The 21,368-nt window shown below is 60.0% G+C and carries 22 protein-coding genes and 1 tRNA gene; 8 read left to right on the top strand and 15 right to left on the bottom strand.

Annotated elements, in window-relative coordinates:
- Positions 1–16: 16 nt before the first annotated feature.
- Positions 17–679: a sulfite oxidase-like oxidoreductase gene (locus tag ACZ9BX_RS19965; RefSeq protein WP_476219819.1), complete on the top strand. Its 663-nt coding sequence runs from the start codon at positions 17–19 to the stop codon at positions 677–679.
- Here ACZ9BX_RS19965 and ACZ9BX_RS19960 read toward each other — a convergent pair.
- From ACZ9BX_RS19960 to ACZ9BX_RS19950, 3 genes are all read right to left on the bottom strand, one after another.
- Positions 664–1,278 carry a hypothetical protein gene (locus tag ACZ9BX_RS19960; RefSeq protein WP_476220078.1) on the bottom strand — a complete coding sequence of 205 codons (615 nt, stop codon included), beginning with the start codon at positions 1,276–1,278 and terminating at the stop codon, positions 664–666. The genes ACZ9BX_RS19965 and ACZ9BX_RS19960 overlap by 16 nt on opposite strands.
- Positions 1,279–1,392: 114 nt before the next feature.
- Positions 1,393–2,127 carry a CbtA family protein gene (locus ACZ9BX_RS19955; protein ID WP_476219818.1) on the bottom strand — a complete coding sequence of 245 codons (735 nt, stop codon included), beginning with the start codon at positions 2,125–2,127 and terminating at the stop codon, positions 1,393–1,395.
- Positions 2,128–2,139: 12 nt separating this feature from the next.
- On the bottom strand, positions 2,140–2,349 hold the full coding sequence (locus ACZ9BX_RS19950; RefSeq protein WP_027508197.1) for a CbtB domain-containing protein: 210 nt from the start codon (positions 2,347–2,349) through the stop codon (positions 2,140–2,142).
- Positions 2,350–2,560: 211 nt separating this feature from the next.
- On the opposite strand from ACZ9BX_RS19950, the gene ACZ9BX_RS19945 reads away from it, so the two are divergent.
- On the top strand, positions 2,561–3,118 hold the full coding sequence (locus tag ACZ9BX_RS19945; RefSeq protein WP_476219816.1) for a histidine phosphatase family protein: 558 nt from the start codon (positions 2,561–2,563) through the stop codon (positions 3,116–3,118).
- Between the two features lie 318 nt (positions 3,119–3,436).
- Here the strand turns inward: ACZ9BX_RS19945 and ACZ9BX_RS19940 are convergent, their stop codons facing one another.
- Both ACZ9BX_RS19940 and ACZ9BX_RS19935 read right to left on the bottom strand, forming a co-directional pair.
- Positions 3,437–3,772: a hypothetical protein gene (locus ACZ9BX_RS19940; protein ID WP_087005591.1), complete on the bottom strand. Its 336-nt coding sequence runs from the start codon at positions 3,770–3,772 to the stop codon at positions 3,437–3,439.
- Positions 3,773–3,963: 191 nt separating this feature from the next.
- Complete coding sequence (locus tag ACZ9BX_RS19935) at positions 3,964–4,170, bottom strand: hypothetical protein (protein WP_476219813.1); 207 nt, start codon at positions 4,168–4,170, stop codon at positions 3,964–3,966.
- An 894-nt stretch (positions 4,171–5,064) separates the two neighbouring features.
- On the opposite strand from ACZ9BX_RS19935, the gene ACZ9BX_RS19930 reads away from it, so the two are divergent.
- Positions 5,065–5,277, top strand: a complete 213-nt coding sequence (locus tag ACZ9BX_RS19930; RefSeq protein ID WP_476219811.1) for a hypothetical protein — start codon at positions 5,065–5,067, stop codon at positions 5,275–5,277.
- 151 nt (positions 5,278–5,428) lie between these two features.
- Here the strand turns inward: ACZ9BX_RS19930 and ACZ9BX_RS19925 are convergent.
- The 4 genes from ACZ9BX_RS19925 to ACZ9BX_RS19910 form a co-directional block, all read right to left on the bottom strand.
- Positions 5,429–5,505: transfer RNA gene (locus tag ACZ9BX_RS19925), tRNA-Met, on the bottom strand.
- Positions 5,506–5,636: 131 nt separating this feature from the next.
- Complete coding sequence (gene mnmA / locus ACZ9BX_RS19920) at positions 5,637–6,836, bottom strand: tRNA 2-thiouridine(34) synthase MnmA (protein WP_476219809.1); 1,200 nt, start codon at positions 6,834–6,836, stop codon at positions 5,637–5,639.
- A gap of 165 nt (positions 6,837–7,001) precedes the next feature.
- The gene (locus ACZ9BX_RS19915) at positions 7,002–8,102 is read right to left on the bottom strand and encodes a mechanosensitive ion channel family protein (protein WP_476219807.1); all 1,101 of its coding nucleotides are present in this window, start codon (positions 8,100–8,102) and stop codon (positions 7,002–7,004) included.
- 86 nt (positions 8,103–8,188) lie between these two features.
- On the bottom strand, positions 8,189–10,267 hold the full coding sequence (locus ACZ9BX_RS19910; protein WP_476219806.1) for a putative bifunctional diguanylate cyclase/phosphodiesterase: 2,079 nt from the start codon (positions 10,265–10,267) through the stop codon (positions 8,189–8,191).
- A gap of 251 nt (positions 10,268–10,518) precedes the next feature.
- Between ACZ9BX_RS19910 and ACZ9BX_RS19905 the strand changes: the two genes are divergently transcribed.
- The 3 genes from ACZ9BX_RS19905 to ACZ9BX_RS19895 are packed head-to-tail and all read left to right on the top strand — an operon-like array spanning position 10,519 to position 12,758.
- The gene (locus tag ACZ9BX_RS19905) at positions 10,519–10,725 is read left to right on the top strand and encodes a hypothetical protein (RefSeq protein ID WP_027508139.1); all 207 of its coding nucleotides are present in this window, start codon (positions 10,519–10,521) and stop codon (positions 10,723–10,725) included.
- 27 nt (positions 10,726–10,752) lie between these two features.
- Entirely contained in the window at positions 10,753–12,084 is a 1,332-nt protein-coding gene (locus ACZ9BX_RS19900) for an erythromycin esterase family protein (protein ID WP_476219804.1), read from the top strand.
- A gap of 2 nt (positions 12,085–12,086) precedes the next feature.
- Complete coding sequence (locus ACZ9BX_RS19895; protein WP_476219802.1) at positions 12,087–12,758, top strand: phosphoribosyltransferase; 672 nt, start codon at positions 12,087–12,089, stop codon at positions 12,756–12,758.
- A 45-nt stretch (positions 12,759–12,803) separates the two neighbouring features.
- Here the strand turns inward: ACZ9BX_RS19895 and ACZ9BX_RS19890 are convergent, their stop codons facing one another.
- Positions 12,804–13,226, bottom strand: coding sequence for a MerR family transcriptional regulator (locus tag ACZ9BX_RS19890; protein WP_476219800.1), 423 nt, complete (start codon positions 13,224–13,226; stop codon positions 12,804–12,806).
- A 70-nt stretch (positions 13,227–13,296) separates the two neighbouring features.
- Between ACZ9BX_RS19890 and ACZ9BX_RS19885 the strand changes: the two genes are divergently transcribed.
- On the top strand, positions 13,297–15,498 hold the full coding sequence (locus ACZ9BX_RS19885) for a heavy metal translocating P-type ATPase (RefSeq protein WP_476219798.1): 2,202 nt from the start codon (positions 13,297–13,299) through the stop codon (positions 15,496–15,498).
- Between the two features lie 124 nt (positions 15,499–15,622).
- A complete protein-coding gene (locus ACZ9BX_RS19880) occupies positions 15,623–16,123 on the top strand; it encodes a YidB family protein (protein ID WP_476219796.1) in 501 nt (166 codons plus the stop codon).
- Between the two features lie 86 nt (positions 16,124–16,209).
- Here ACZ9BX_RS19880 and serA read toward each other — a convergent pair whose 3' ends face one another.
- From serA to ACZ9BX_RS19855, 5 genes are all read right to left on the bottom strand, one after another.
- Positions 16,210–17,805: a phosphoglycerate dehydrogenase gene (gene serA / locus ACZ9BX_RS19875; RefSeq protein ID WP_132568713.1), complete on the bottom strand. Its 1,596-nt coding sequence runs from the start codon at positions 17,803–17,805 to the stop codon at positions 16,210–16,212.
- A gap of 84 nt (positions 17,806–17,889) precedes the next feature.
- Complete coding sequence (locus tag ACZ9BX_RS19870) at positions 17,890–19,068, bottom strand: phosphoserine transaminase (RefSeq protein WP_476219794.1); 1,179 nt, start codon at positions 19,066–19,068, stop codon at positions 17,890–17,892.
- Between the two features lie 181 nt (positions 19,069–19,249).
- Complete coding sequence (locus tag ACZ9BX_RS19865) at positions 19,250–20,080, bottom strand: outer membrane protein (RefSeq protein ID WP_476219792.1); 831 nt, start codon at positions 20,078–20,080, stop codon at positions 19,250–19,252.
- Positions 20,081–20,297: 217 nt separating this feature from the next.
- Positions 20,298–20,630 carry a cytochrome C oxidase subunit IV family protein gene (locus ACZ9BX_RS19860; RefSeq protein ID WP_476219790.1) on the bottom strand — a complete coding sequence of 111 codons (333 nt, stop codon included), beginning with the start codon at positions 20,628–20,630 and terminating at the stop codon, positions 20,298–20,300.
- An 8-nt stretch (positions 20,631–20,638) separates the two neighbouring features.
- On the bottom strand, positions 20,639–21,361 hold the full coding sequence (locus ACZ9BX_RS19855) for a heme-copper oxidase subunit III family protein (RefSeq protein ID WP_476219788.1): 723 nt from the start codon (positions 21,359–21,361) through the stop codon (positions 20,639–20,641).
- Positions 21,362–21,368: the final 7 nt, after the last annotated feature.

Genomic DNA, 21,368 nt, shown 5'->3' with positions numbered 1-21,368 from the left:
GATGAGGATACCCTGCATGAGCGACGAGCAGAACCCCGCCGACAGCAAACTCACCACCTCGAAGCGCCGCTGGGCTGCCGAGGGCAAGTTTCTCACCGGCCGCATCAGCCGTCCGGAAACCGAGCGTCTGCCGCCCGGCCAGCATCTCGTCAAGAACTGGCCGGTTCTCGACCTCGGCCAGCAGCCGGTTATTTCACTGGACACATGGCGGCTGGAGGTGCGCGGGCTCGTCGAAACGCCGCTCGACTTCAGCTGGACCGCCTTTCAGACGCTCGAACAAAGCACGAAGATCAGCGACATTCACTGCGTCACCACATGGTCGCGCTATGACAACGAATGGAAGGGCGTCTCGACACGCGACCTCCTCGATCTCGCAATGCCGAAGCCGGAAGCCAATTACGTGATGCTGACGAGCCATGACGGCTATACGACCAATCTGCCGCTCGCCGATTTCGCAGCCGAAGAAGCCATCCTTGCAACGTCGTGGGAAGGCCGGCCGCTGACGCGCGATCACGGCGGTCCAATGCGCTTGGTCGTGCCGCATCTCTACTTCTGGAAAAGCGCCAAGTGGCTTTGCCGCATCGACCTCATCCCCGCCGACCACGCCGGCTTCTGGGAGAAGAACGGCTACCACATGTATGGCGACCCGTGGCGCGAGCAGCGCTATTCGGCCGACTGACCGCTAAGCAGGCGCTTGGCCGCAAAGAACACGCCTAAGAGAATGCCCATAAGCGCCGATAGCGACGCCATGCTTGCCGCGTGCATCGGAATCTCGCTCCAGCGCGGGCGCACGACATTCGCCGTGTTGAATGTCTCGCCACTGAAGCGGCAGGTGATCAGCGAAAGTCCGCGCCGTACCATCTCGGCATCGGCATCTGTAATGATCGCCGATGCCGCATCGGCTTCCCGCGGCATGTCGCCCATGGCGATCAGCACGGCCTTGGTTGCCGCGAGATAAGCATGGGCGCATTCGTTGAACGGGCTGCGCTCGTCCGTCACGCTGCCGGGCATTCGGCCCCAGAAGCAGTAGGAATACTGGATCCGCGCATAGTTCAGCACCCGCCGGAACGGCTCGTTGGTATCGGTCGCCCGCGAGGCAAGATCGATGATCCGATCCCGGTATTCCGCCATCACCGCCATCTCGCCATGCGAGATTTCCGGGATCGGGATGCCGGCATGGCTGCCAGCGGAGTTGCTGCTGTGGGCGAGTGCGCTGCCGGTGACGGACAAAAAAAGTGCCGTCAGACTTAGTCTTGCCACCCATCGCTTCGCCCCCATCGGCGGACGAGATCGCCGCAATGTTGCCAAGTGTTCCCTCATCCCTGTGTTCGTCACAGGAATGAGGAGTTCTCTTTTGAAGAGCCCACTAAGAGGCAACGCACTAAGTCCGGATCACCGGAACGCCGGACGCATACCCGCCCGTAGCGCCAGACGGCGTTCGGCTAGCGCTCCGAAGACGATCCCGAGCGCCGCCCACAGGATGACGTGCATGCCGAGCGATGTCGTGCGGAAGCGCCAGAGCACCGTCGCCGAATAATACTCCGGTATCTCGTTGATCGGCGGCAGCATGTACTGAACGAGGCCAATGAAGACGAGATAGGCGGCACCCGCGAGGATCGCAGCGTTCCAAATGCCGAAACGTGCCGAAAGATTGCGCGCCAGCGCCACCGCGGCGATGAGCGAGGCAACGGAAACGACGATCATCAGGAAGAAAAGCTCGGTGCGCACGCCGATCGTATCCGGACTGCCGACCGCCGGCGGGTTGGCCGGGTATTTGACCGCAGGAACGAGGACGATTGCAACGAAAGCGGCAAGCGCGATCACCGCGGCTGTGCCACGGGCGCTGAGCTGGCTGAAACGGCCGTGAACGAAGGTGAAGGCGAGCGAGAAGAGGCCGCCGACAGCAATCGCATAAGTCATCACGCCGGTGAAGAGGCCGAGACCGGCCTGTGTGGCACGGCTGACGAGTTCAGGCTCGGCAGCTTCGCCGGCGGCCCGGGCAGCGGCTTCCTCGAAGGCAATCGCCTGATCGACCAGCGGCTCGCCGAATGTATAGGCAAAGGCAAACACCAGAATGCCAGCGACCGCCCCCGCGAGCATGCCACGGAGCAAAAGAGTTCCAACCATGTCTGTCGTCCTTTAGTGGCAGGGGAAGCCGAGAAGGTGGCGGCCGTCATGCACGAATTCGTGGACGTAGCCGCCGGAAAACAGCGCCATGGCGCCCTCTTCCGTGCCGACGAAATAGATGGCGATGATCATCAGCAGGCCGCCGAAGATCGCCCAAGGCAGGATTTCCCCTACCGGGATCGGCGCTGGTGCTGCGACGGGCGCGAAAGTGGTGTCAGACATGTTTTCCTCCTGGAAGACGCGTTCAGTAGAAAGAGCGTTGTACGGTAGGGTCTGACTTCCAGCCTGCTTTCGCAGACTGGTCACAGTGGCGCGACCGCGCCGGATTTTCACCGGCTTCCAAACCCGCAACATGACCGTTATATCTACGCGCGGAGAACTGTCAACGAGACTTCATCTGGCTCCCCATCGCATTTCCGGAGAACAAAGGAACGTGCATACCCGGCTCACCTGGATCTGCCACGACCTGACGAGCGCCGGCCGTAGCGGCCGCTTTCCGCTAGACGAACCGCTTGAGGAAAACGCCGTCGCGAAGACGCGGGCGATTGCCGGTCAGCTACAGCGGGCCGATCGCGTCCTCACAAGTCCGGCGCTGCGCACGCGCCAAACCGCAGAAGCGCTCTCGCTCAGCTCTCTTCCCGATTCGCTGCTTGCCGACTGCGATTACGGCCGGTGGAGCGGAGCGGCGATCGCCGACCTGCAGACGCAGGAGCCCGACAACCTGCTCGCCTGGATGAGCGACCCGGAATCGGCACCGCATGGCGGCGAAAGCATCAGTAAACTCGCAGAGCGGCCGGCCAAATGGATGGAAATGCAAGCAGCGCTCGGCGGCCATGTCGTCGCCGTCAGTCATGCCGCGCTCATACGCACTGCTATCCTGAACGTGCTGAAGGCCCCGCTCTCCTCTTTCTGGCTTGTGGATATCGAACCCTTATCCGTCATCCGCATGACCCATAATGGCAGCCGCTGGGTACTTCGCTTCGGCGGCTGAAGTCGTTATTTCGCTAATTTTTCAAGCATTAAATTAGATCAGCCTTACGCAAGCAAGTTGCGTCATAGCTATTGAACCCGGTTTACCGGGCGCTAAGTCCTTGCCCCGAGGAGACAGGCCATGACCTATGATTGGAGTGGGGAGCGTACACGGCGCATGCGTCTTTTGCGGATCGCGACCGCCGTTATTCTCGTCGGCCTTGTCATCAGCGTTCCGTTGCTGATGACATAGGCAGAAAAGGCGAGCAGTTGTCAAACTGCTCGCCTTTTCTTTAAGTCTCTATCGAACGGGAATTTCAGAACTACCAGGACATTCATTTTAGTGCTTGATAGTCGTGCCCGTCACCGACACTGGATCGCTGGCCGGAAACGTATCCTCGAGCCCCTCGTCAAGCTGCTCCTCGAGCGTCAAACGATCGTGAGACGCGCGCGCGCTCAGCTTGACGCTCATCGTCCCGCCCTCCGGCGTCTTGACGGATGCGATCTGGCTCATCAGTTCTTTCGCCTTTTCTATGGCATTCTGGCGATTGAGCGAGCGTTCAGCATCGTTCCTCAACTGGACGGAAACGACCTCGCCGCCGTCGCCGACGAATTCGACCGTAAAGCCAGCCTTCCCGCCCCCAAGGGGGATAACCTGTGTTCCGACGACCTGCATTGGATTTCCTTTCTTGAACGCCGAAAGGAAAACGAAAATGCCACCCGCTTGGTTCCAAGCACCTATCAACCCGGGGAAGCAAGAAATAGCAAGGGAACTGATCATACCGGGGTGACAATGGCGCTCATCAAGCGCAGGCGGCGCGGGAGTAGAAGACAGCTCCCTGGCGCCCGCGCGACGCGCGAAAGGGGTCAAACACGATTTTTCATAATGAAAATATCGTGCTCTATTCGCCAATAGAATTCCCTTTGCTTCGCCCAGTCGATCAACTGTGAAATATCGGGGTAACGATAGGTTTCCCAGTTCTCAGGGAGGAAGCACCGGACGTCATCAATCATGATGGCAACCGATTGAAAATTACTCATGTTGGCAGAGATCGATGCGAGCTCATCTACCACTGGGCAATCCTGCTCAACTCGATAGGTGATGCCATCCGAGTAGTGTCCATCGAGCCAGAAGTTTATATCTCGCGTGAGTTTCGGTGCGCGTAATCACTTCGCTCCTTCACCACAAAGAGCCCCAACGAATCGGGGCTATTTGTTGACAAAGAGGAACGTCGGGAACGCATCATACGGACCATGGTTTCCGTACCCTATCATACCGATACTCGGAGATTGAGGCGGACCGCACAGCCACGTGCAAGAGGGAAGCACGGTTACAGGAGAGCTTGGCCGCACGATCCATTCTGCTCAACATTTGAGGCGGTTGAAAGTTCCAAAGTCGTCCGATGGCTTAATTCATCAACCGACACGAAAGCCACGTGCGATGCAAAGATCGCCTCAGCATTGTAGCCCGCGCTCGACACCTCTGCGGCATTCCGTTAATTATTGCGCATGCGAACTGAAGGCTTCCCGCGCATCGGGCGGCATTCCTCCTACAAGGGATTGCGCGATAAGCAGGACGACGCCACGATTTATGTGATGGAGGGCTGACCGCTCTGCCAGGACATTCACAAAGATGACGAATTTGTCTGCCGCGGGACAACGACCGGGCTCGCCATTGAGAGGTTTGAGACGAGCCCTGCCGCATCCTGGCTGCGGTTGTCTGGATCCTACAGCACAGGCATCACGCGACTTCGCTGGGCGAACGGGGTACGGACGCCAGCCGCGATTAACGGGCGAGCTCGTCGCGCGACAGATGATAAATGCAAAGCGCATCAAAAGGTTCCTGTGCGCTATGAACGTATTGCATCACGACATGGCGGGCGTATGCTGCCTTGCCGGCCCCGAGTTTAACGGCTGAGACCGGTTGAGAGACTCGTTGCGCTCTTGCCATTATTGGAGGGGCTATAGATGTCTCTTCTAGACCTTCTTCCGCTCAATGAAAATGAAATCGAGCTGGTCACAACAGTGGTTCGCCAGTGGTGCGAAGATCATCGTGTCCTGATAGAGAGCGGCCGCGGCCGCGTAGCCATGACGACAGCAGTGGGTCTGGTGATCTCAGGCGAACACTCGCCTGAAGCGCTGTCGGAGGCTCTTGGCCGTTGTATGCGGATCGAGCAGTAACAACCGGCCCGTAGATTAAGCACCTGCCTTGTACCGCTGGCGGGAAATGCTTTTTCGAAAATTCCGGAACCAGCGTCAAATTTCCGGAATTTCGCGACCGGCTACAGGCTACGACCTGTTACCGATGTCTCCGGTATGGACCAAGGACGTGTGGTAGCGGAGGAGGGATTTGAACCCCCGACACAAGGATTATGATTCCTCTGCTCTGACCTACTGAGCTACTCCGCCACTGGTCAACGATGCCGTTCGCAAAGCGACGGCTCGTGGGATGAGCGGCTTATAAGGTGCGGTCCGGCTTGGTGTCAAGCAGGTGACATCAAGAAAACGGCGGCTTTACAATATGCCGTTTTGCGTCGGGTTCAGGCGGCGACAGGGCGGGAAAGCAGGGCCTTCAACGAGGCTTCGGCCGCCGGCTCGCGCTCGGAACGCTCGACGAAGCCCCCGCCATAGACGCGGGCGTCGTCGCCCGGCGCCGAGTAGAGCGCGCAGGCCTGGCCGGGTGCCACGCCGGCCTCGCCGACGGTCAGGTCGACATAGATGCCATCTGCATCAGCACGCAGAACGGCGGGCGCCGGTGCCCTGGTGGAGCGAACCTTGGCGTAGCAGGCAAACCCCTCGCCAGCAACGGCGTCCAAAAGCGGCTCGTCGCCAAGCCAGTTGACGTCACGAAGATAGACGCGATGCGTCTCGAGCGCCTCCTTCGGTCCGACTATGACGCGGCGCGAGCGCGCATCGAGAAAGACGACGTAGAGCGGCTCGCCCGTCGCAACGCCGATGCCGCGGCGCTGCCCGATCGTGTAGTGCAGGATGCCGTCATGGCTTCCGAGCACGCGGCCGTCGAGATGCACGATCTCGCCGGCAAGTGCCGAGTTCGGCTTCAGCTTGGTGATGATATCGGAATACTTGCCCTGCGGCACGAAGCAGATGTCCTGACTGTCCGCCTTCTTGGCAACGGCTAGACCCATCTCTTCGGCAAGCCTGCGCGTCTCGGCCTTCGGCAGCCCGCCGAGCGGGAAGCGCAGATAATCGATCTGCTCCTGGGTGGTCGCGAACAGGAAATAGCTCTGGTCGCGATCGGCATCGGCCGGGCGGTAAAGCGCGCGGCGGCCGGGATTGCCGGACGCCGGATTCGGCCGCGAACGGATGTAATGGCCTGTCGCCAGCGCGTCGGCACCCAGTTCCTTGGCGGTCGCCAGAAGATCTGCGAACTTGACGGTCTGATTGCAGGACACGCAGGGGATCGGCGTTTCACCGGCGACATAGCTTTCCATGAAAGGATTGATGACCGTGTCGCGGAAGCGCTTCTCGTAATCGAGCACGTAATGCGGAATGCCAAGCGTTTCGCAGACCCGGCGCGCATCGTCGATGTCCTGTCCGGCGCAGCAGGAGCCGGCGCGGTGAACGGCCGCGCCGTGGTCGTAAAGCTGCAGCGTAATGCCGAGCACATCGTAGCCCTGGCGCTTCAGGATACCGGCGACGACGGAACTGTCGACGCCGCCCGACATGGCGACGACAACGCGCGTATCTTCCGGCTTCTTGTCAAAATCCAGTGTGTTCACGGGGGTGCTGCCAATTCAGTGCTTGTTTTGCTCCGCCGTTTGCCCTGCAAATGCGGTGGATTTCCTGCTCTTCCGGCGGGCTCGTCCGCCGGGCTTTCGTGGCCGTGGATATAGAAAGGATTGGGGTTTTGCGCAAGAGGCGGGGATTTGCAGGACCGCGCCGGGCTATTCCGCTGCCGCCTTGCGCCCTCTCTCCTCCCGGCCCTCCAGCACCGCTCTGACCTGCGGCAAGGCTTGCGGATATTCGCGCTGGATGAAATCGATCAGCTTTTCGCGGATCTCGCAGCGCAGATCGAAGGTTCGCCCGGAATTCGAGGCGGAGGCGAGGATGCGGATTTCCATGACGCTCTCCCTGAAATCGGTGACGGCGACGTTGATCACTCTCCGGTCCCAGAGCTTGGAGCCGGCCAGTGTCTCCTCCACCTTGGCGCGGATCGCGGAGACCGGCACGCTGTAATCGAGATAGATCATGACCGTGCCGATCAGCGATGCGCTTTCGCGCGTCCAGTTCTGGAAAGGGTTCTCGATGAAATAGCTGAGCGGCAGGACGAGGCGGCGCCAGTCCCATATTTTCACCACGACGTAAGTCGAGGTGATCTCCTCGACATTGCCCCATTCGCCCTCGACCAGAAGCGCGTCGTCGATGCGGATTGGTTGTGTGATCGCAAGCTGTATGCCGGCGAAGAGATTTTTCAGGACCGGCTGCAATGCCAGGCCGACGACGATGCCGGCAACGCCGGCGGATGCGAGCAGGCTGACGCCATATTGCTTAACCGCGTCGAAGGTCATCATACAGGCCGCGATCGTCACGACGACGATGATCATATCCGCGATCCGCTCGATGATCCGCGATTGTGTGACATGCTTGCGCGCGAGTAGATTGTCCTCGGCGTCCAGCTTGAAGCGCCGCAGATAGACCGTCATCCAGATATGCTTGGCGGTCTTCACCATCCACGCAACCAGGATGATGAAGACGATCAGCAGCACGTGTCGCAGCGTCGAGGCCTGATATTCCGTGAGCGGCGAAACCGTGGCGGCAAAGCCGAGCGCCGCAGCCAGAATTGCCAGCCGCGCCATGCCCTCAAGCCGGGAAACCAGCGACCGCCAGAAGAGATCGCGCGAGGCGACGAGGTGTTTCAGGAGCCGGAAAGCCACACGATGGAAAAAAAGCGCGAGCGCCACTACGACAGCAAAGATGAGAATGCTGGCCACCCAATCGGGCAGCCAGATGCCGTGGGCGCGAATATCATTCACAAGGTCGGACATGAAGCGGCACTTAGGGTGCTGTGCAATATGGAAAAGGGCAAAAATTCATACAGGGAGCAACGCAAGGCTGCGAAGGATGCACAATTTCAACCGTTGACGGCGATGCGCCGCTTTGAGGCCGTACCGTAGATCAATTCTTCGGCGCGCGCTGGTGGCATGGCCTTACCGAGCAGATAACCCTGGGCTTCTCCGAAGCCCTCCTGCTTCAGCCTCTTGAGCTGCTCTTTTGTTTCGACGCCTTCGGCAAGCGTTGTCGCATTGAAGCCAGAGCCGATGCCGACGACTGCTCGGATGATGGCGAGACTGCCAGCATCGTTCTCGATGCCGGCCACGAAGCTGCGATCAAGCTTGATCTTGTCGAAGGCAAAGGCGCGAAGATAGCTGAAGGAGGAATAGCCGGTGCCGAAATCATCGATCGCGATACGAATGCCGAGCTCCTTCAATGCGCGCAGCAATGGCAGGCTCAGCTCGACATCGGCGAGGAAGACGGACTCCGTGATCTCTACTTCCAGCCGCTCCGGCGGCAGGCAGCTGCCGTCAAGGGCGGCGACAACGGTCGACAGAAGGCTATTGTGGCGGAACTGGCTGACTGAGAGGTTGACCGCGATCCTCAGATGACCGGGCCACGAAGCAGCAGTACGGCAAGCTTCGCGCAGCACCCATTCGCCGATCGGAACGATCAGCCCCGTTTCCTCGGCGATCGGAATGAACTCCGTGGGCGCCACCAGGCCGCGCAGCGGATGGTGCCAGCGGATGAGCGCTTCGAAGCCTGCAAGACCGTCGTCTTCCAGTCTCACGATCGGCTGATAGTGCAATTCGAATTGATTTTTCTCCAGCGCATCGCGAAGCTCGATGCTCAACTGGTGCCACCGCTCTGCTTCGAGCCGCATCTCGGCTTCATAGAAGCGATAGGTCGACCGGCCGCTCGCCTTCGCGGCATAGAGCGCAAGATCGGCATGGCGCATCAGTACATCGGCATCCTCGGCATGCTCCGGTGCCAGCGCAATCCCGATGCTGCAGGTGACATGCTCGTTGACGCCATCGAGATCGAAAGGCGCGGAAAGCAGCGCGAGAAGCTGTTCGGCAAATCGCTCGGCGCGGCCAACCTCCGCAAGCTTCAGGACAAGGGCGAATTCGTCACCGCCGAGGCGGGCGACGAGATCGTTCTCCTGCGCCAACGCGGAAAGGCGCTTCGCAACCTGGCACAGAAGCGTATCGCCAGCGGCGTGTCCCTTGCTATCGTTGATGTGCTTGAAATGGTCGACATCGAGATAAAGAAGCGCGATCGGAGAAGCCTCCGTCGCTGCGGCAGCATGCAATTCAATATGCTGGGCGAAGGCCGCCCGGTTCGGCAGGCCGGTCAGCGAATCGTTCATTGCCATGTGGGCAAGCTTCGCTTCGAAGGCCCGCTCTTCCGTCACGTCCTGTGAGATACCGAGCAGATAGCGCGGCGGACTGCCTTCGGGAGCCGGCAACGCCTTTTTCGCCGTCCTCAGGATACGCTTGACCCCATCAAGCCCATGGATTGTTTCTTCGAAGCTGATCGTTCCGCCGGCGTCAAAGGCACGGCTGTCCTGCTCGCGGAGGATCGCCGTTTGCGCCGCCGGAAAGATCGTGCGGTCGGTGCTGCCGAGCACCTCGTCCGTCGCGCGGCCGACAATGACGCTGCAGGCCTCGTTGAAGAGGATATAGCGGCCGTCCTGCGCCATGTCCTTGACGAAAACACCGACCGGAAGGTTGTCGACAATGCTGTCGAGTAGCGAGCGCGTATCCGTCAGCTGGCGTTTGGCGGCGTTGACCTCCGTGCGGTCCTGCACGATCGCCAGGATGGCGCTCTTTCCGTCGAAGCGAACCTCGCGTCCGTAGGTCAGCACTTCGAAGGTCTCGCCATTGGCCTTGAGATGCGTCCAGCGCTCAGCCTTTTCGATGTCGGTGCGCGTTTCGACAGCCTTCAGCATGCGCGCTCGCTCGGCAGCTGGCCGGATATCGAGCACTGTCATGGCAGCAAAATCATCCAGCGCGAAACCGTAAAGGTCCAGCACAGCATCGTTGACGTTCAGGAAGTGCAACGTTTCCGGATCATAGACCCACATCGGTGACGGATGCGTCTTAAACAGGGAACGGAAATCGTCATTCGGGACTATGATCTCAGCGGACTTTTTCAAGGTTACGGCCGTGGGCAATGAATGCGTTCAAAGAAAATATCGAGCTGTTTATAGGGGGAAAAACTAAATAAAATCAGAATCATAGATCGCCTAAACTTTAGGCGGACGCATGCTGATTAGGCAGTCGGGAGCCATTTCATAGCCTCAGGAACAATCCGCCGAGCAGTTTGTTTTCTAGGGAGAACCCTGAGACTGCAACGCGGCAAAACCAGCCGCTTCGCAAATCGCCGCGAAGATGAAGGGAGCTGATCATGACCTCGGCCAAGCATCCCAAGACGACCAAACCGAGCGACCGCGATCTGACCGACGATCCTGGCATCGGTCGCTCGCGCGGCATTTCCACGCCGCCGGACGATGAGACGCTGCGGGGAGAGAATACCGTCGAAGGAGACGTTGCGAACGATACAACACCGCAGGGCGGTATTGATCCCCGCCATCGCGGCCGTACGAACAAATAGAAGATCATATTTCGAAAGGAGGCTCACGTGACTCTCCTGGAGCTTAAACCGAATCAAGCGGACGGCGTCGCGCATGCCATCCGCCATGCATGCCAGCTCCTGCCTGATCCCGCCAATATGATCGAATTCGGCGCTTTCTTCGATCCTTACGTCGACGGCTCGAAAGTCGTTCTCCTCGGCGAGGCAACGCATGGCACAGCGGAGTTCTACCGGGCGCGCGCGGCAATAACCCGTAACCTCATCGAAAATCACGGCTTCAACATCATCGCCGTCGAAGCCGATTGGCCCGATGCAGAGCGTATCGACCGCCATGTGCGTCATCGGAACGCGCGGATCTACGATGCCGAGTCCTTTATACGTTTTCCGGATTGGATGTGGCGCAATGCCGAATTCGAGCAGTTCGTCTCGTGGCTGCGCAGCTATAATGAGAGCCTTGAGCCGAACCGGCGCGTCGAATTCCGTGGCGTGGATATTTATTCGCTGAACAGCTCGATCAAGGCAGTGCTCGATTATCTCCAGCGCATCGACCCTGAGGAGGCGATGGAAGCCTGCCGCCGTTACGCCTGCCTGACGCCTTGGCAGGAGCGGCCCGCGGGTTATGCCCGTGCCATCCTTTCCGGCGTTCAGGAGGAATGCGAACCGGCCGTCGTCGCCCAATTGCAGGAACTGCTCACCCGCGAGCTCGACTATGCCGCCGCTGACGGCGAGGACTTTCTCGATGCGGCTCAAAATGCGCGTATCGTCGCGACGGCCGAACACTACTACCGGGCGATGTACCGGAGCAGCAACGATTCCTGGAATCTGCGCGACAAGCACATGTTCGAAACGCTCCAGAGATTGATGGAACACCGGCCAGACGCACGGGTCGTCGTGTGGGCCCACAACTCGCACATCGGCAACGCCGCTGCGACCGCCATGGGCTGGGATGGCCAGTTCAACATCGGGGAGCTTGCCCGGATTGCTTATGGCGACGAGGCCCTTCTCGTCGGCTTCGGGACAGACCGCGGTACGGTAGCCGCCGCCGATGATTGGGATCAACCGGCGAAGATCAAGATCGTCATCCCGTCGCGTCCGGACTCTTACGAGCGTGTTTTCCGGCAGACCGCGATACCGAGATCGCTGACAGATCTGCGGGGAACCCGGGATCGGGCAGTGCGCGAAATCTTGTCGGAACGGCGGCTGGAGCGCGCCATCGGCGTCGTTTACAGGCCGGACAGCGAATTCTACAGCCACTATTTCGAAGCAGTGCTTCCGGAGCAGTTCGACTGCTACCTTTGGTTTGAAGAAACGAAGGCCGTAAATCCGCTTGCCGCCGTGCGTCCGCAAGGCGTACCCGAAACCTATCCGTTCGGACTGTGATCATGCAGAACACCCCACGCTTTCGCAATCGCGCCGACGCGGGCAGAAAGCTCGCCGAAGCCATCGGCTCACGAAGCGATGACCCGGTTGTGCTCGGTCTACCGCGCGGCGGCGTTCCCGTCGCATTCGAACTCGCGCGTTGCCTGCACGCACCCCTCGATATTCTGCTTGTCCGCAAGATCGGGGCTCCCGGCTATCCGGAATACGCCATCGGCGCCGTCGTCGACGGACAAAATCCGCAACGCGTGATGAACGAAGATGTCTTCGCCTTTTGCGGTGCGTCGCTCGATTATTTCGAAAAGGAGGCAACTCGCCAGCTCGAAGAGATAGAGAGGCGCCGGAAAATCTATCTCGGCGATCGCCCTCCGACTGAGCTTGCGAACCGGAGCATCATTCTCGTCGACGATGGTATCGCCACGGGCGCATCGGTGAAGGCCGCATTAAAGGCACTGCGACAAGCGGAGGCGGGCCATGTCACGCTTGCAGTTCCGGTTGCACCGTGGACGGTAATCGAGGAGCTGAAAGCGGAAGTCGATGAAATCTTCTGCCTGTCCGCACCTGAGGACCTGCAGGCAGTCAGCCTTCACTACGACCATTTCGACCAGACCAGCGATAGTGAAGTCACCGCGCTGCTTGCGGCGGCGGCCGAATACGGTGACGTCCCGAAAAGCTGAGACGATTCACCGCTTCCGCTTTGCTTGTTTCCTTCGCATTCCAGTTCAATGGTGTGGGTGCATGCACTGGCCGTGATCGGCAAGGACTTCGATGACCCGGCACTGGTCCACCCGGCCGTGGCCGCAGCCTTCAACCATGATCTCCAGCTCGGCTTTCAACGCCATCAGGCTGCGGATGCGCTGCTCGACCTCGATGAGCCTGGCCTTGGCGATCGCATCGGCCGAAGCGCAGGATTGATCGGGGTCGTCCTGCAGCGACAGCAAGGTTCGGATGGAACCGACCTCGAAGCCGAGTTCGCGGGCATGGCGGATGAAGGCAAGCCGACGGATATCGGCAGGCTCATAGGAGCGCTGGTTGCCCTCGCTGCGGCTGGGTACCGCCAGCAGCCCGATGCTTTCGTAATAGCGGATCGTCGGAACCTTCACCCCGCTCTGGCGAGCCGCATCGCCGATCGTGATCTTTTTCATGATTTTCCTCTTGCACCTCTAGTCGCTAGAGCATGTAGGAAGATTGCTGCTGAAGAACAAGGAATCCGAAATGGCTGAAGCGGCTCGGGCAAAATACAAAGTTGGCGGCATGGACTGCGCATCCTGCGCGGCAAAGATCAACACGGCAGTCCGCCGTGTTGCCGGTGTCGAGGACGTCTCCGTCTCCGTGACCGCCGGCACGATGACCATCAGCCACGACGGGACCAGTGATCTGACGGCGATCGAAAAAAAGGTAACCGGCCTCGGCTACTCAGTGGTGCCGATGACAGGGAAAGCGCCGGATCACGACCACGCAGCGCAAGACCATAACCATGATCACACCAGCCCTACACATGTGCATCCTGAAAAGGAAGCCACAGAACTTCATAGCAGTGACCATGGACCTATGGGCGCCTTCTGGTGGCAAAGCAGGAAAGGACGGCTGACGATCGCATCCGGTGCGGCTCTTGCCGCGGCTTATGCTGTGGGGCATCTGCTTCCGGCGATCGCCTCCTACGCCTTTATTGCAGCCGTGCTGATCGGTCTTGTGCCGATCGCCCGCCGCGCGATTACGGCGGTACTGTCCGGAACGCCGTTTTCGATCGAGATGCTGATGACGATCGCCGCAATCGGCGCCATCGTCATCGACGCCGGAGAGGAGGCCGCGGCCGTCGTTTTCCTGTTTCTGGTCGGCGAACTGCTGGAGGGCGTGGCCGCCGGAAAGGCGCGGGCGAGCATTCAATCGCTGACGACGCTCGTGCCAAAAAATGCCTTGCTGGAGCAAAACGGCGAGACGCGCGAAGTACCGGCGGAGACCCTCGCCGTTGGTTCCGTGATCCTCGTCCGCCCGGGTGACCGGATTTCCGCCGACGGCGTCATCGTCTCGGGCGAAAGCGCAATCGACGAGGCGCCGGTGACAGGCGAAAGCGTTCCGGTGCGTAAAGGTACCGATGACACGGTCTTTGCCGGAACGGTGAACCGCGATGCGGCGCTCCGTGTCAAGGTAACCGCCGCAAGCGCCGACAACACGATCGCCCGCGTCATCAAACTCGTCGAAGAAGCGCAGGAATCGAAAGCGCCGACCGAACGTTTCATCGACCGCTTCTCGCGCTACTACACGCCGGGCGTCGTCGCGGCTGCGGCATTGGTCGCGATCATCCCGCCGCTCCTTGCCGATGGCGCCTGGGACGAATGGATCTATAAGGGACTGGCGATCCTGCTGATAGGCTGCCCCTGTGCTCTGGTGATCTCGACGCCCGCTGCAATCGCCGCTTCGCTATCGGCAGGCGCCCGGCATGGATTGCTGATGAAGGGTGGCACTGTTCTGGAAACACTCGGCAAGATTACCGCCGTCGCGCTCGACAAGACCGGTACGCTAACCGAAGGCAAGCCGAAGGTGACCGACATCGTGGCCTTCGAATTGACGGCGGCTCAGGTGCTTTCGCGCACCGCCGTCCTGGAAAGAAACTCCAGCCATCCTCTCGCATTGGCAATCCTCGATCGGGCAAAGAGCGACAAGGTACCCGTACCGCCTGCATTCGAGGTGGAGGCCATTCCGGGCAAGGGCATGACCGGACGCGTCGGCGGCGAAAGGCTTGACCTTCTCTCTCCGTCTGCCGCCCGCGCGACGGGCGCGCTGACGGCGGAACAGGAGGAATGCATCGCTGCATTGAACGAACAGGGCAAAAGCGTGTCGGTTCTCCTCGTCGACGGAAAAGCAGCTGGTCTCATCGCCATGCGCGACGAGCCGCGCCGAGATGCAAAGGTTGGTCTCAAGATGCTGACCGATGCCGGCGTCCGGATCGTCATGCTGACCGGCGACAACGAGCGCACGGCAAAGGCGATCGGCGAACAGCTTGATATCGATGTCCGAGCCGAGCTCATGCCCGGAGACAAGCAGCGTATCGTCGGCGAGCTGAAGCGCGAAGGCTTCGTCGTCGCCAAGGTCGGCGACGGCATCAATGACGCCCCTGCCCTGGCGGCCGCAGACGTCGGCATCGCCATGGGCGGCGGAACGGACGTGGCACTGGAGGCTGCCGATGCGGCGGTCCTGCATGGACGCGTCGGCGACGTGGCGGCGATGATCGAGCTTTCCAAGCGGACAATGCGCAACATCTTCGAAAACATTGCCATCGCGCTCGGCCTGAAGGCGGTCTTCCTCGTCACGACCGTCATCGGCCTCACAGGCCTCTGGCCCGCGATCCTCGCCGACACGGGCGCCACTGTGCTGGTGACTATGAATGCGCTGCGTTTGCTGCGGCCGGTACGATAGCGCAGCCAACCACAGCTTGTGATGAATTTTCGATGACGCGGGAACCATATTGCGGTCCGCGCATTCCCGAGTCCGGCTGCATTTGTCGAATGCAGGTCTGGGCAAATCTCAACGGGAGGACATCATGGACCGCAGAAATCTTACGGCATTGCTCGGCATCCTTGCCGTCGTCGGCTACCAGAACCGCGACAAGATTGCCGCAACGCTTCGGGAGATGACACAGGACGGCGCACAACCGCAGCCAGCTGGCACGGAAACTGCCGGAACACCTTCGCAGTCTTCTGGCGAAGGCTTGGGCGGACTCCTCGGCGGCCTTGGTGACCTCGTCAAGGGCGGCTCCGCCGGCGGAGTCCTGAGCGGCGGCCTTGGCGGCTTGCTCGATCAGTTCACCAAGAACGGCTATGGTGATACGGCGGATTCATGGGTATCGCCCGGCGCGAACAAGCCGATCGACGACCGCCAGCTCTCGCAGGCGCTCGGCCCGGACGTGATCGGGGAACTCACCTCAAAGACGGGCTTGAGCGAGGACGAGATTCTGAGACGCCTTTCGAAAGACCTACCAAAGGCCGTCGACGACCTGACACCACAAGGTCAGATTCCGAACAGCGCCAACTTTTCGATCTGATTGCTGTCCGATTCCAGCCATTTAAAAACTTTGCCCGGCGCAGTCCCCTGCGCCGGGCTTTGGTATTTTTTCTTGGGAGGAAATTTTCAGTCGACCGGAAAGACCAGATGCTTCGCCTGCCGGATTGCCGGGTGAGCTGTCAGTTTCACGAGAACATCGTCGCCGATCGGGCCGTCGACATAGAGGAGCGCGATCGCATCACCACCCTGCTTGTCGCGGCCGAGCTGGAAGTTGGCGATGTTGACGCCTGCTTCCCCGAGCGTCGTGCCGATGAAGCCGATCATGCCGGGAACGTCGGTGTTGGCAATATAGACCATATGACTGCCGACATCGGCGTCGAGATTGATGCCCTTGATCTGGATGAAGCGCGGCTTGCCGTCCGAGAACACGGTGCCGGCGATCGCGCGCGTCATGCTCTCTGTAGTCACCGTGAGCTTGATGTAGCCGTCGAAGACACCGGTCTTGTCGCGCTTGACCTCGGAGAGCACGATGCCCTTTTCCTTGATCATGATCGGTGCCGAAACCATGTTGACGTCGGCAACCTGCGTGCGGATCAGACCGGCCAGCAGCGCGCTCGTCAACGCCCGGGTATTCATGTTCGCCGTGGCGCCGTCGTAGAGGATCTCGATTTCCTTGATCGGTTCATCGGTAACCTGGCCGACGAAAGCGCCGAGAACGTCGGCGAGCTTGATGAACGGCTTCAGGATCGGTGCCTCTTCAGCCGTAATCGACGGCATGTTGATAGCGTTGGAAACCGCTCCCTTGATCAGATAGTCCGCCATCTGCTCGGCAACCTGCAGGGCGACGTTTTCCTGCGCTTCGGTGGTCGATGCGCCGAGATGCGGCGTGCAGACGACGTTCGGCAGGCCGAAGAGCGGGCTTTCCTTGGCAGGCTCGACTTCGAAGACGTCGAAGGCCGCACCCGCGACATGGCCGGACTTGATCGCTTCGGCAAGTGCTGCCTCGTCAACGAGGCCGCCGCGGGCGCAGTTGATGATGCGCACGCCGGGTTTCGTCTTGGCGAGGTTTTCAGCACCAAGGATACCGCGCGTCTTGTCGGTCATCGGCACGTGCAGCGTGATGAAATCCGCCTTGGCGAGCAGTTCGTCCAGCTCGACCTTGACAACGCCCATCTCCTCGGCGCGCTCCTTGGAGAGGAACGGGTCATAGGCGAGGACGTGCATCTTGAGACCGATGGCGCGGGCACAGACGATCGAGCCGATATTGCCGGCGCCGATGACGCCGAGCGTCTTGCCGGTGATTTCGACACCCATGAATTTCGACTTCTCCCACTTACCGGCCTGCGTCGAGGCATCGGCCTGCGGCAGCTGGCGGGCAACGGCAAACATCAGGGCGATCGCGTGCTCGGCGGTCGTGATCGAGTTGCCGAAGGGGGTATTCATGACAATGATGCCGCGGCGCGAGGCAGCTGGGATGTCGACGTTGTCGACCCCGATGCCGGCACGACCTATGACCTTGAGGTTGGTCGCGGCAGCGATCAGCTTTTCCGTCGCCTTGGTGGCCGAGCGGATGGCAAGGCCATCATAGTTGCCGATGATTTCGGCGAGCTTGTCCTTATCCTTGCCGAGCTGCGGCTGGAAATCGACTTCGACGCCGCGGTCGCGGAAAATCTGGACGGCGGTTTCCGACAATTCGTCGGATACGAGAACGCGAGGTGCCATTGGGGGCTTCCTTCAAAAGTGTTCAGCGATGGTAAAATGGGAATGCGAGGCTCCGCTCACTAAGCGGAGCCGGATGCGATCACGTCAGGCAGCAACCTGTGAAAGCGTCACCTTCTGCGTCTCGAAGGCCCAGGAAAGCCAAGGCATCAGCTTCTGCATGTCAGCGGTCTCGATCGTGGCGCCCGCCCAGATACGCAGACCGGACGGCGCGTCGCGATAATGGCCGATGTCATAAGCGACACCTTCCTTCTCGAGCAGCGAAACGATGCCCTTGGCGAAATTCGCCTGGCCGTCGGCATCGAGTGCCGCAACTTCCTTGTCGACGATCTTCAGGCAGACCGACGTGTTCGACGCCGTCTCCGGCTTCGCAGCCAGGTTGGCGATCCAATCGTTGGCCGCAACGAAATCGGCGATGACCTTGGCATTCGCGTCGGCTCTCGCCATCAGCGCCCTGAGGCCGCCGATCTGCTTTGCCCAGAGCAGCGCATCGAGATAGTCCTCGACGCAGAGCATGGACGGCGTGTTGATGGTTTCGCCTTGGAAAATGCCTTCGGAGAGTTTGCCGCCCGAGGTCATGCGGAAGATTTTCGGCAGCGGCCAGGCCGGCGTATAGGTCAGTAGGCGTTCGACAGCACGCGGGGAAAGGATGATGACGCCATGTGCGCCCTCGCCGCCGAGAACTTTCTGCCAGGAGAAAGTGACGACATCGAGCTTGGCGAAATCGAGGTTCTGCGCGAAAGCGGCAGACGTCGCATCGCAGATCGTCAAGCCCTTGCGGTCGGCCGGGATGAAATCACCGTTCGGAACTCGGACGCCAGAAGTCGTACCGTTCCAGGTGAAGACCACGTCGCGGTCGAAATCGACGGTGGAGAGATCTGGAAGCTCGCCGTAACCGGCTTCGAGCCTTCGAACATCCTTGAGTTTCAATTGCTTGACGACATCGGTAACCCAACCTGCGCCGAAGCTTTCCCAGGCGAGCATATCGACGCCGCGCTCACCGAGCAGCGACCAGAGCGCCATTTCGACGGCGCCGGTGTCGGAAGCCGGGACGATGCCGATGCGATAGTCCGCCGGCACTTCCAGGATTTCGCGGGTAAGATCGATGGCCTGCTTCAGCTTCGTCTTGCCGACTTTCGCGCGGTGCGAACGGCCGAGAGCCGCGTCGGAAAGAGCATCGAGCGTCCAACCGGGGCGCTTCGAGCAGGGGCCAGAAGAGAAATGAGTATTTTGCGGACGTACGTCCGGCTTCGCGGTCTTCGCCATGTGCTATCCTTCCAGATAGATAGCTCCTCGTTGGGGAGGAGTGTCCCGCCGCCGTGGATATAGATGACGTTCGTTATAGTCAACGGGGAAGTGTCGCAGGCTGAGGATTTTTTGACGCAGGCGCGATGGGGCAAAATCAAAAAGCCGCCCAAAGGACGGCTTTCGGATTGCGGTATCAATCTTACTTGTAGACCGGCTGCTGCAGCGGAATTTCCGGCGGCGGCTCGTAGCTCGCCTGCTGGCATCCGCCGAAAAGGTAACGGGCGCCGACGCGGGCTTCGTGAACGTTGAAGCCCTTGTCGCGGCCCGGACCGCCGTTGCTCGCGTAGCCAAACATGCTGCCGCCATCCACATGCAGGAAGCGGTAGCCGATATCCGCCTTGACGTTGCAGGTCACGTCAATCGAAGCGCCGGCCATCAGCGCATAGCTGAAGCGCCAGCTGCCGCGGCCGCCATGGGTTACTTCGCCATCGCAACCGCCGCCGTCATCCTGGCAGGAAACATTGCTCAGGTTCTTCCATTTGACGTAGGAGCCGCCGATACCGCCACCGACATAAGGTGTAAAGACACCGTAGGTGCCGAGGTCGACATAAGCGTTGGCCATCAGCGTCCAAGCCGTCAGAGAAGAGACGTCCCTTGAGGTGCAGGCTTCGAGCGGAAAACCGCACTGGCCGACCGTCGAGCCGCGGAAATCAGCCTTGGTCAGATAATCCAGCGTCAGATCCGTCCGGAAATAGTTGTTCACCTGGTAACCGACACCGCCTCCAACCGTCCAGGAATCACGCAACTCGGCGCTTTCGAAATCGATCTCGTTGGCGTTGCTGCCCTGGAAGTAGCGGGCGCCGCGCAGGTCAGTGAAGCCGTAACCGACATCGCCGCGCAGATACCAGCCGGTCGATTCAGTCACCGCGACTTCCGGCGGCATTTCCGGCTCGACAGGAGCTAGATCGGCCGCAAGTGCATTTGATGTGACAAGCAATGCGGCAAAGATGCCGAACAAGCTTCTTTTCATGATCCACTCCAGAATCCAGTTGCATTGGCAGAGCGGACTCCCTGCCAACCTGATACGCTTTGCATGGATAATGAATCGGAAACGTTAAAAGCTGCTTAACCCTAAACATTAACTACATATTTTACCAAAGAACATGGCTGTGGAGCCCATTGAATTTAAGGGGACCAAGCTGGAGCCGAACAATTCTTGATTATCTAAAATTCAACAGGCAGCTATGTTAGAGACCAACGCTGGAGAAGGTCAACCGCGTGAAGATCGTGTAGTTCGACTCAGAAACCATCATCGCGACGAAAACAAGTACCAGGATCGGCGGCAGGAGGATCGCGTAAACAAGCGCCAGCCGCTCCCAGGCCATGTGCATGAAAACGGCGACGATCAGGCCCGCCTTCAGCACCATGAAGAGCAAGATCAGGACCCATCGCGCATAGCCCTGGATTCCGAAATAATCGACGAGGTAGGAGAAGGTGCTGAGGACGAAGAGCAGGCCCCAGACTAGGAGATAGAGCTTGACCGGGTGCTGCTGTCCGGAATGCGCTTGCGCCTGTGCCATGGCTGTCCTCACCACAAGTAGAAGAATGCGAAAATGAATACCCAGACGAGATCGACGAAGTGCCAGTAAAGGCCCATGATCTCGACGATCTCGTAATTGCCCTTGCGGCTGGTGAAAAAGCCGCGCCGCTCCGTGTCGAAATCACCCCGCCAGACCTTTCGCGAGATGATGATAAGGAAGATCACGCCGAAGGTGACATGGGTGCCGTGAAATCCGGTTATCATGAAGAACGATGAGCCGAATTGCGCAGCACCCCACGGGTTCCCCCAGGGCCTTACGCCCTCCGAGATCAGCTTCGTCCATTCAAACGCCTGCATGCCGACGAATGTCGCGCCGAGAACCGCTGTCAGCAGCATCAGGGCCGCCGTCCGGCCGCGCTCGCGGCGGTATCCGAAATTGACGGCCATCGCCATCGTACCGCTGCTGCTGATGAGGATGAACGTCATGATGGCAATCAGGATCAGCGGCAATTCCTGTCCGCCGATTTCGAGTGCGAAGACCTCGCTGGGATTGGGCCAGTTGACGGGCGTCGACATGCGCGCGGTCATATAGGCAAGAAGGAAGCAGCCGAAGACGAAGGTGTCGCTGAGGAGGAATATCCACATCATGGCTTTCCCCCACGAGACGTTCTTGAACGCCCGCTGGTCGGACGAAAGATCCGCCGCGATCCCGCGAATGCCTTCGGGCCGCTGGAGCGTTCCGCCGGTTTCTGCTTGCGTATATTCAGCCATCCTTCAT

It is taken from the genome of Rhizobium sp. USDA 3886 (assembly GCF_056279785.1).
Note: the sequence above shows the minus strand (reverse complement) of the source record. Positions and strands in the feature narration are given on the sequence as shown.

Bases quoted from the DNA above. Each gene is read 5' to 3' on its own strand.
- ACZ9BX_RS19855 (WP_476219788.1), bottom strand. From the start codon at position 21,361: ATGGCTGAATATACGCAAGCAGAAACCGGCGGAACGCTCCAGCGGCCC.
- ACZ9BX_RS19940 (WP_087005591.1), bottom strand. From the start codon at position 3,772: ATGCAGGTCGTCGGAACACAGGTTATCCCCCTTGGGGGCGGGAAGGCT.
- ACZ9BX_RS19870 (WP_476219794.1), bottom strand. From the start codon at position 19,068: ATGGCGAAGACCGCGAAGCCGGACGTACGTCCGCAAAATACTCATTTC.
- ACZ9BX_RS19860 (WP_476219790.1), bottom strand. From the start codon at position 20,630: ATGGCACAGGCGCAAGCGCATTCCGGACAGCAGCACCCGGTCAAGCTC.
- ACZ9BX_RS19965 (WP_476219819.1), top strand. From the start codon at position 17: ATGAGCGACGAGCAGAACCCCGCCGACAGCAAACTCACCACCTCGAAG.
- ACZ9BX_RS19915 (WP_476219807.1), bottom strand. From the start codon at position 8,102: ATGTCCGACCTTGTGAATGATATTCGCGCCCACGGCATCTGGCTGCCC.
- serA (WP_132568713.1), bottom strand. From the start codon at position 17,805: ATGGCACCTCGCGTTCTCGTATCCGACGAATTGTCGGAAACCGCCGTC.
- ACZ9BX_RS19865 (WP_476219792.1), bottom strand. From the start codon at position 20,080: ATGAAAAGAAGCTTGTTCGGCATCTTTGCCGCATTGCTTGTCACATCA.
- ACZ9BX_RS19950 (WP_027508197.1), bottom strand. From the start codon at position 2,349: ATGTCTGACACCACTTTCGCGCCCGTCGCAGCACCAGCGCCGATCCCG.
- ACZ9BX_RS19890 (WP_476219800.1), bottom strand. From the start codon at position 13,226: ATGAAAAAGATCACGATCGGCGATGCGGCTCGCCAGAGCGGGGTGAAG.
- ACZ9BX_RS19955 (WP_476219818.1), bottom strand. From the start codon at position 2,127: ATGGTTGGAACTCTTTTGCTCCGTGGCATGCTCGCGGGGGCGGTCGCT.
- ACZ9BX_RS19930 (WP_476219811.1), top strand. From the start codon at position 5,065: ATGTCTCTTCTAGACCTTCTTCCGCTCAATGAAAATGAAATCGAGCTG.
- ACZ9BX_RS19880 (WP_476219796.1), top strand. From the start codon at position 15,623: ATGGACCGCAGAAATCTTACGGCATTGCTCGGCATCCTTGCCGTCGTC.
- ACZ9BX_RS19960 (WP_476220078.1), bottom strand. From the start codon at position 1,278: ATGGGGGCGAAGCGATGGGTGGCAAGACTAAGTCTGACGGCACTTTTT.
- ACZ9BX_RS19885 (WP_476219798.1), top strand. From the start codon at position 13,297: ATGGCTGAAGCGGCTCGGGCAAAATACAAAGTTGGCGGCATGGACTGC.
- ACZ9BX_RS19895 (WP_476219802.1), top strand. From the start codon at position 12,087: ATGCAGAACACCCCACGCTTTCGCAATCGCGCCGACGCGGGCAGAAAG.
- ACZ9BX_RS19905 (WP_027508139.1), top strand. From the start codon at position 10,519: ATGACCTCGGCCAAGCATCCCAAGACGACCAAACCGAGCGACCGCGAT.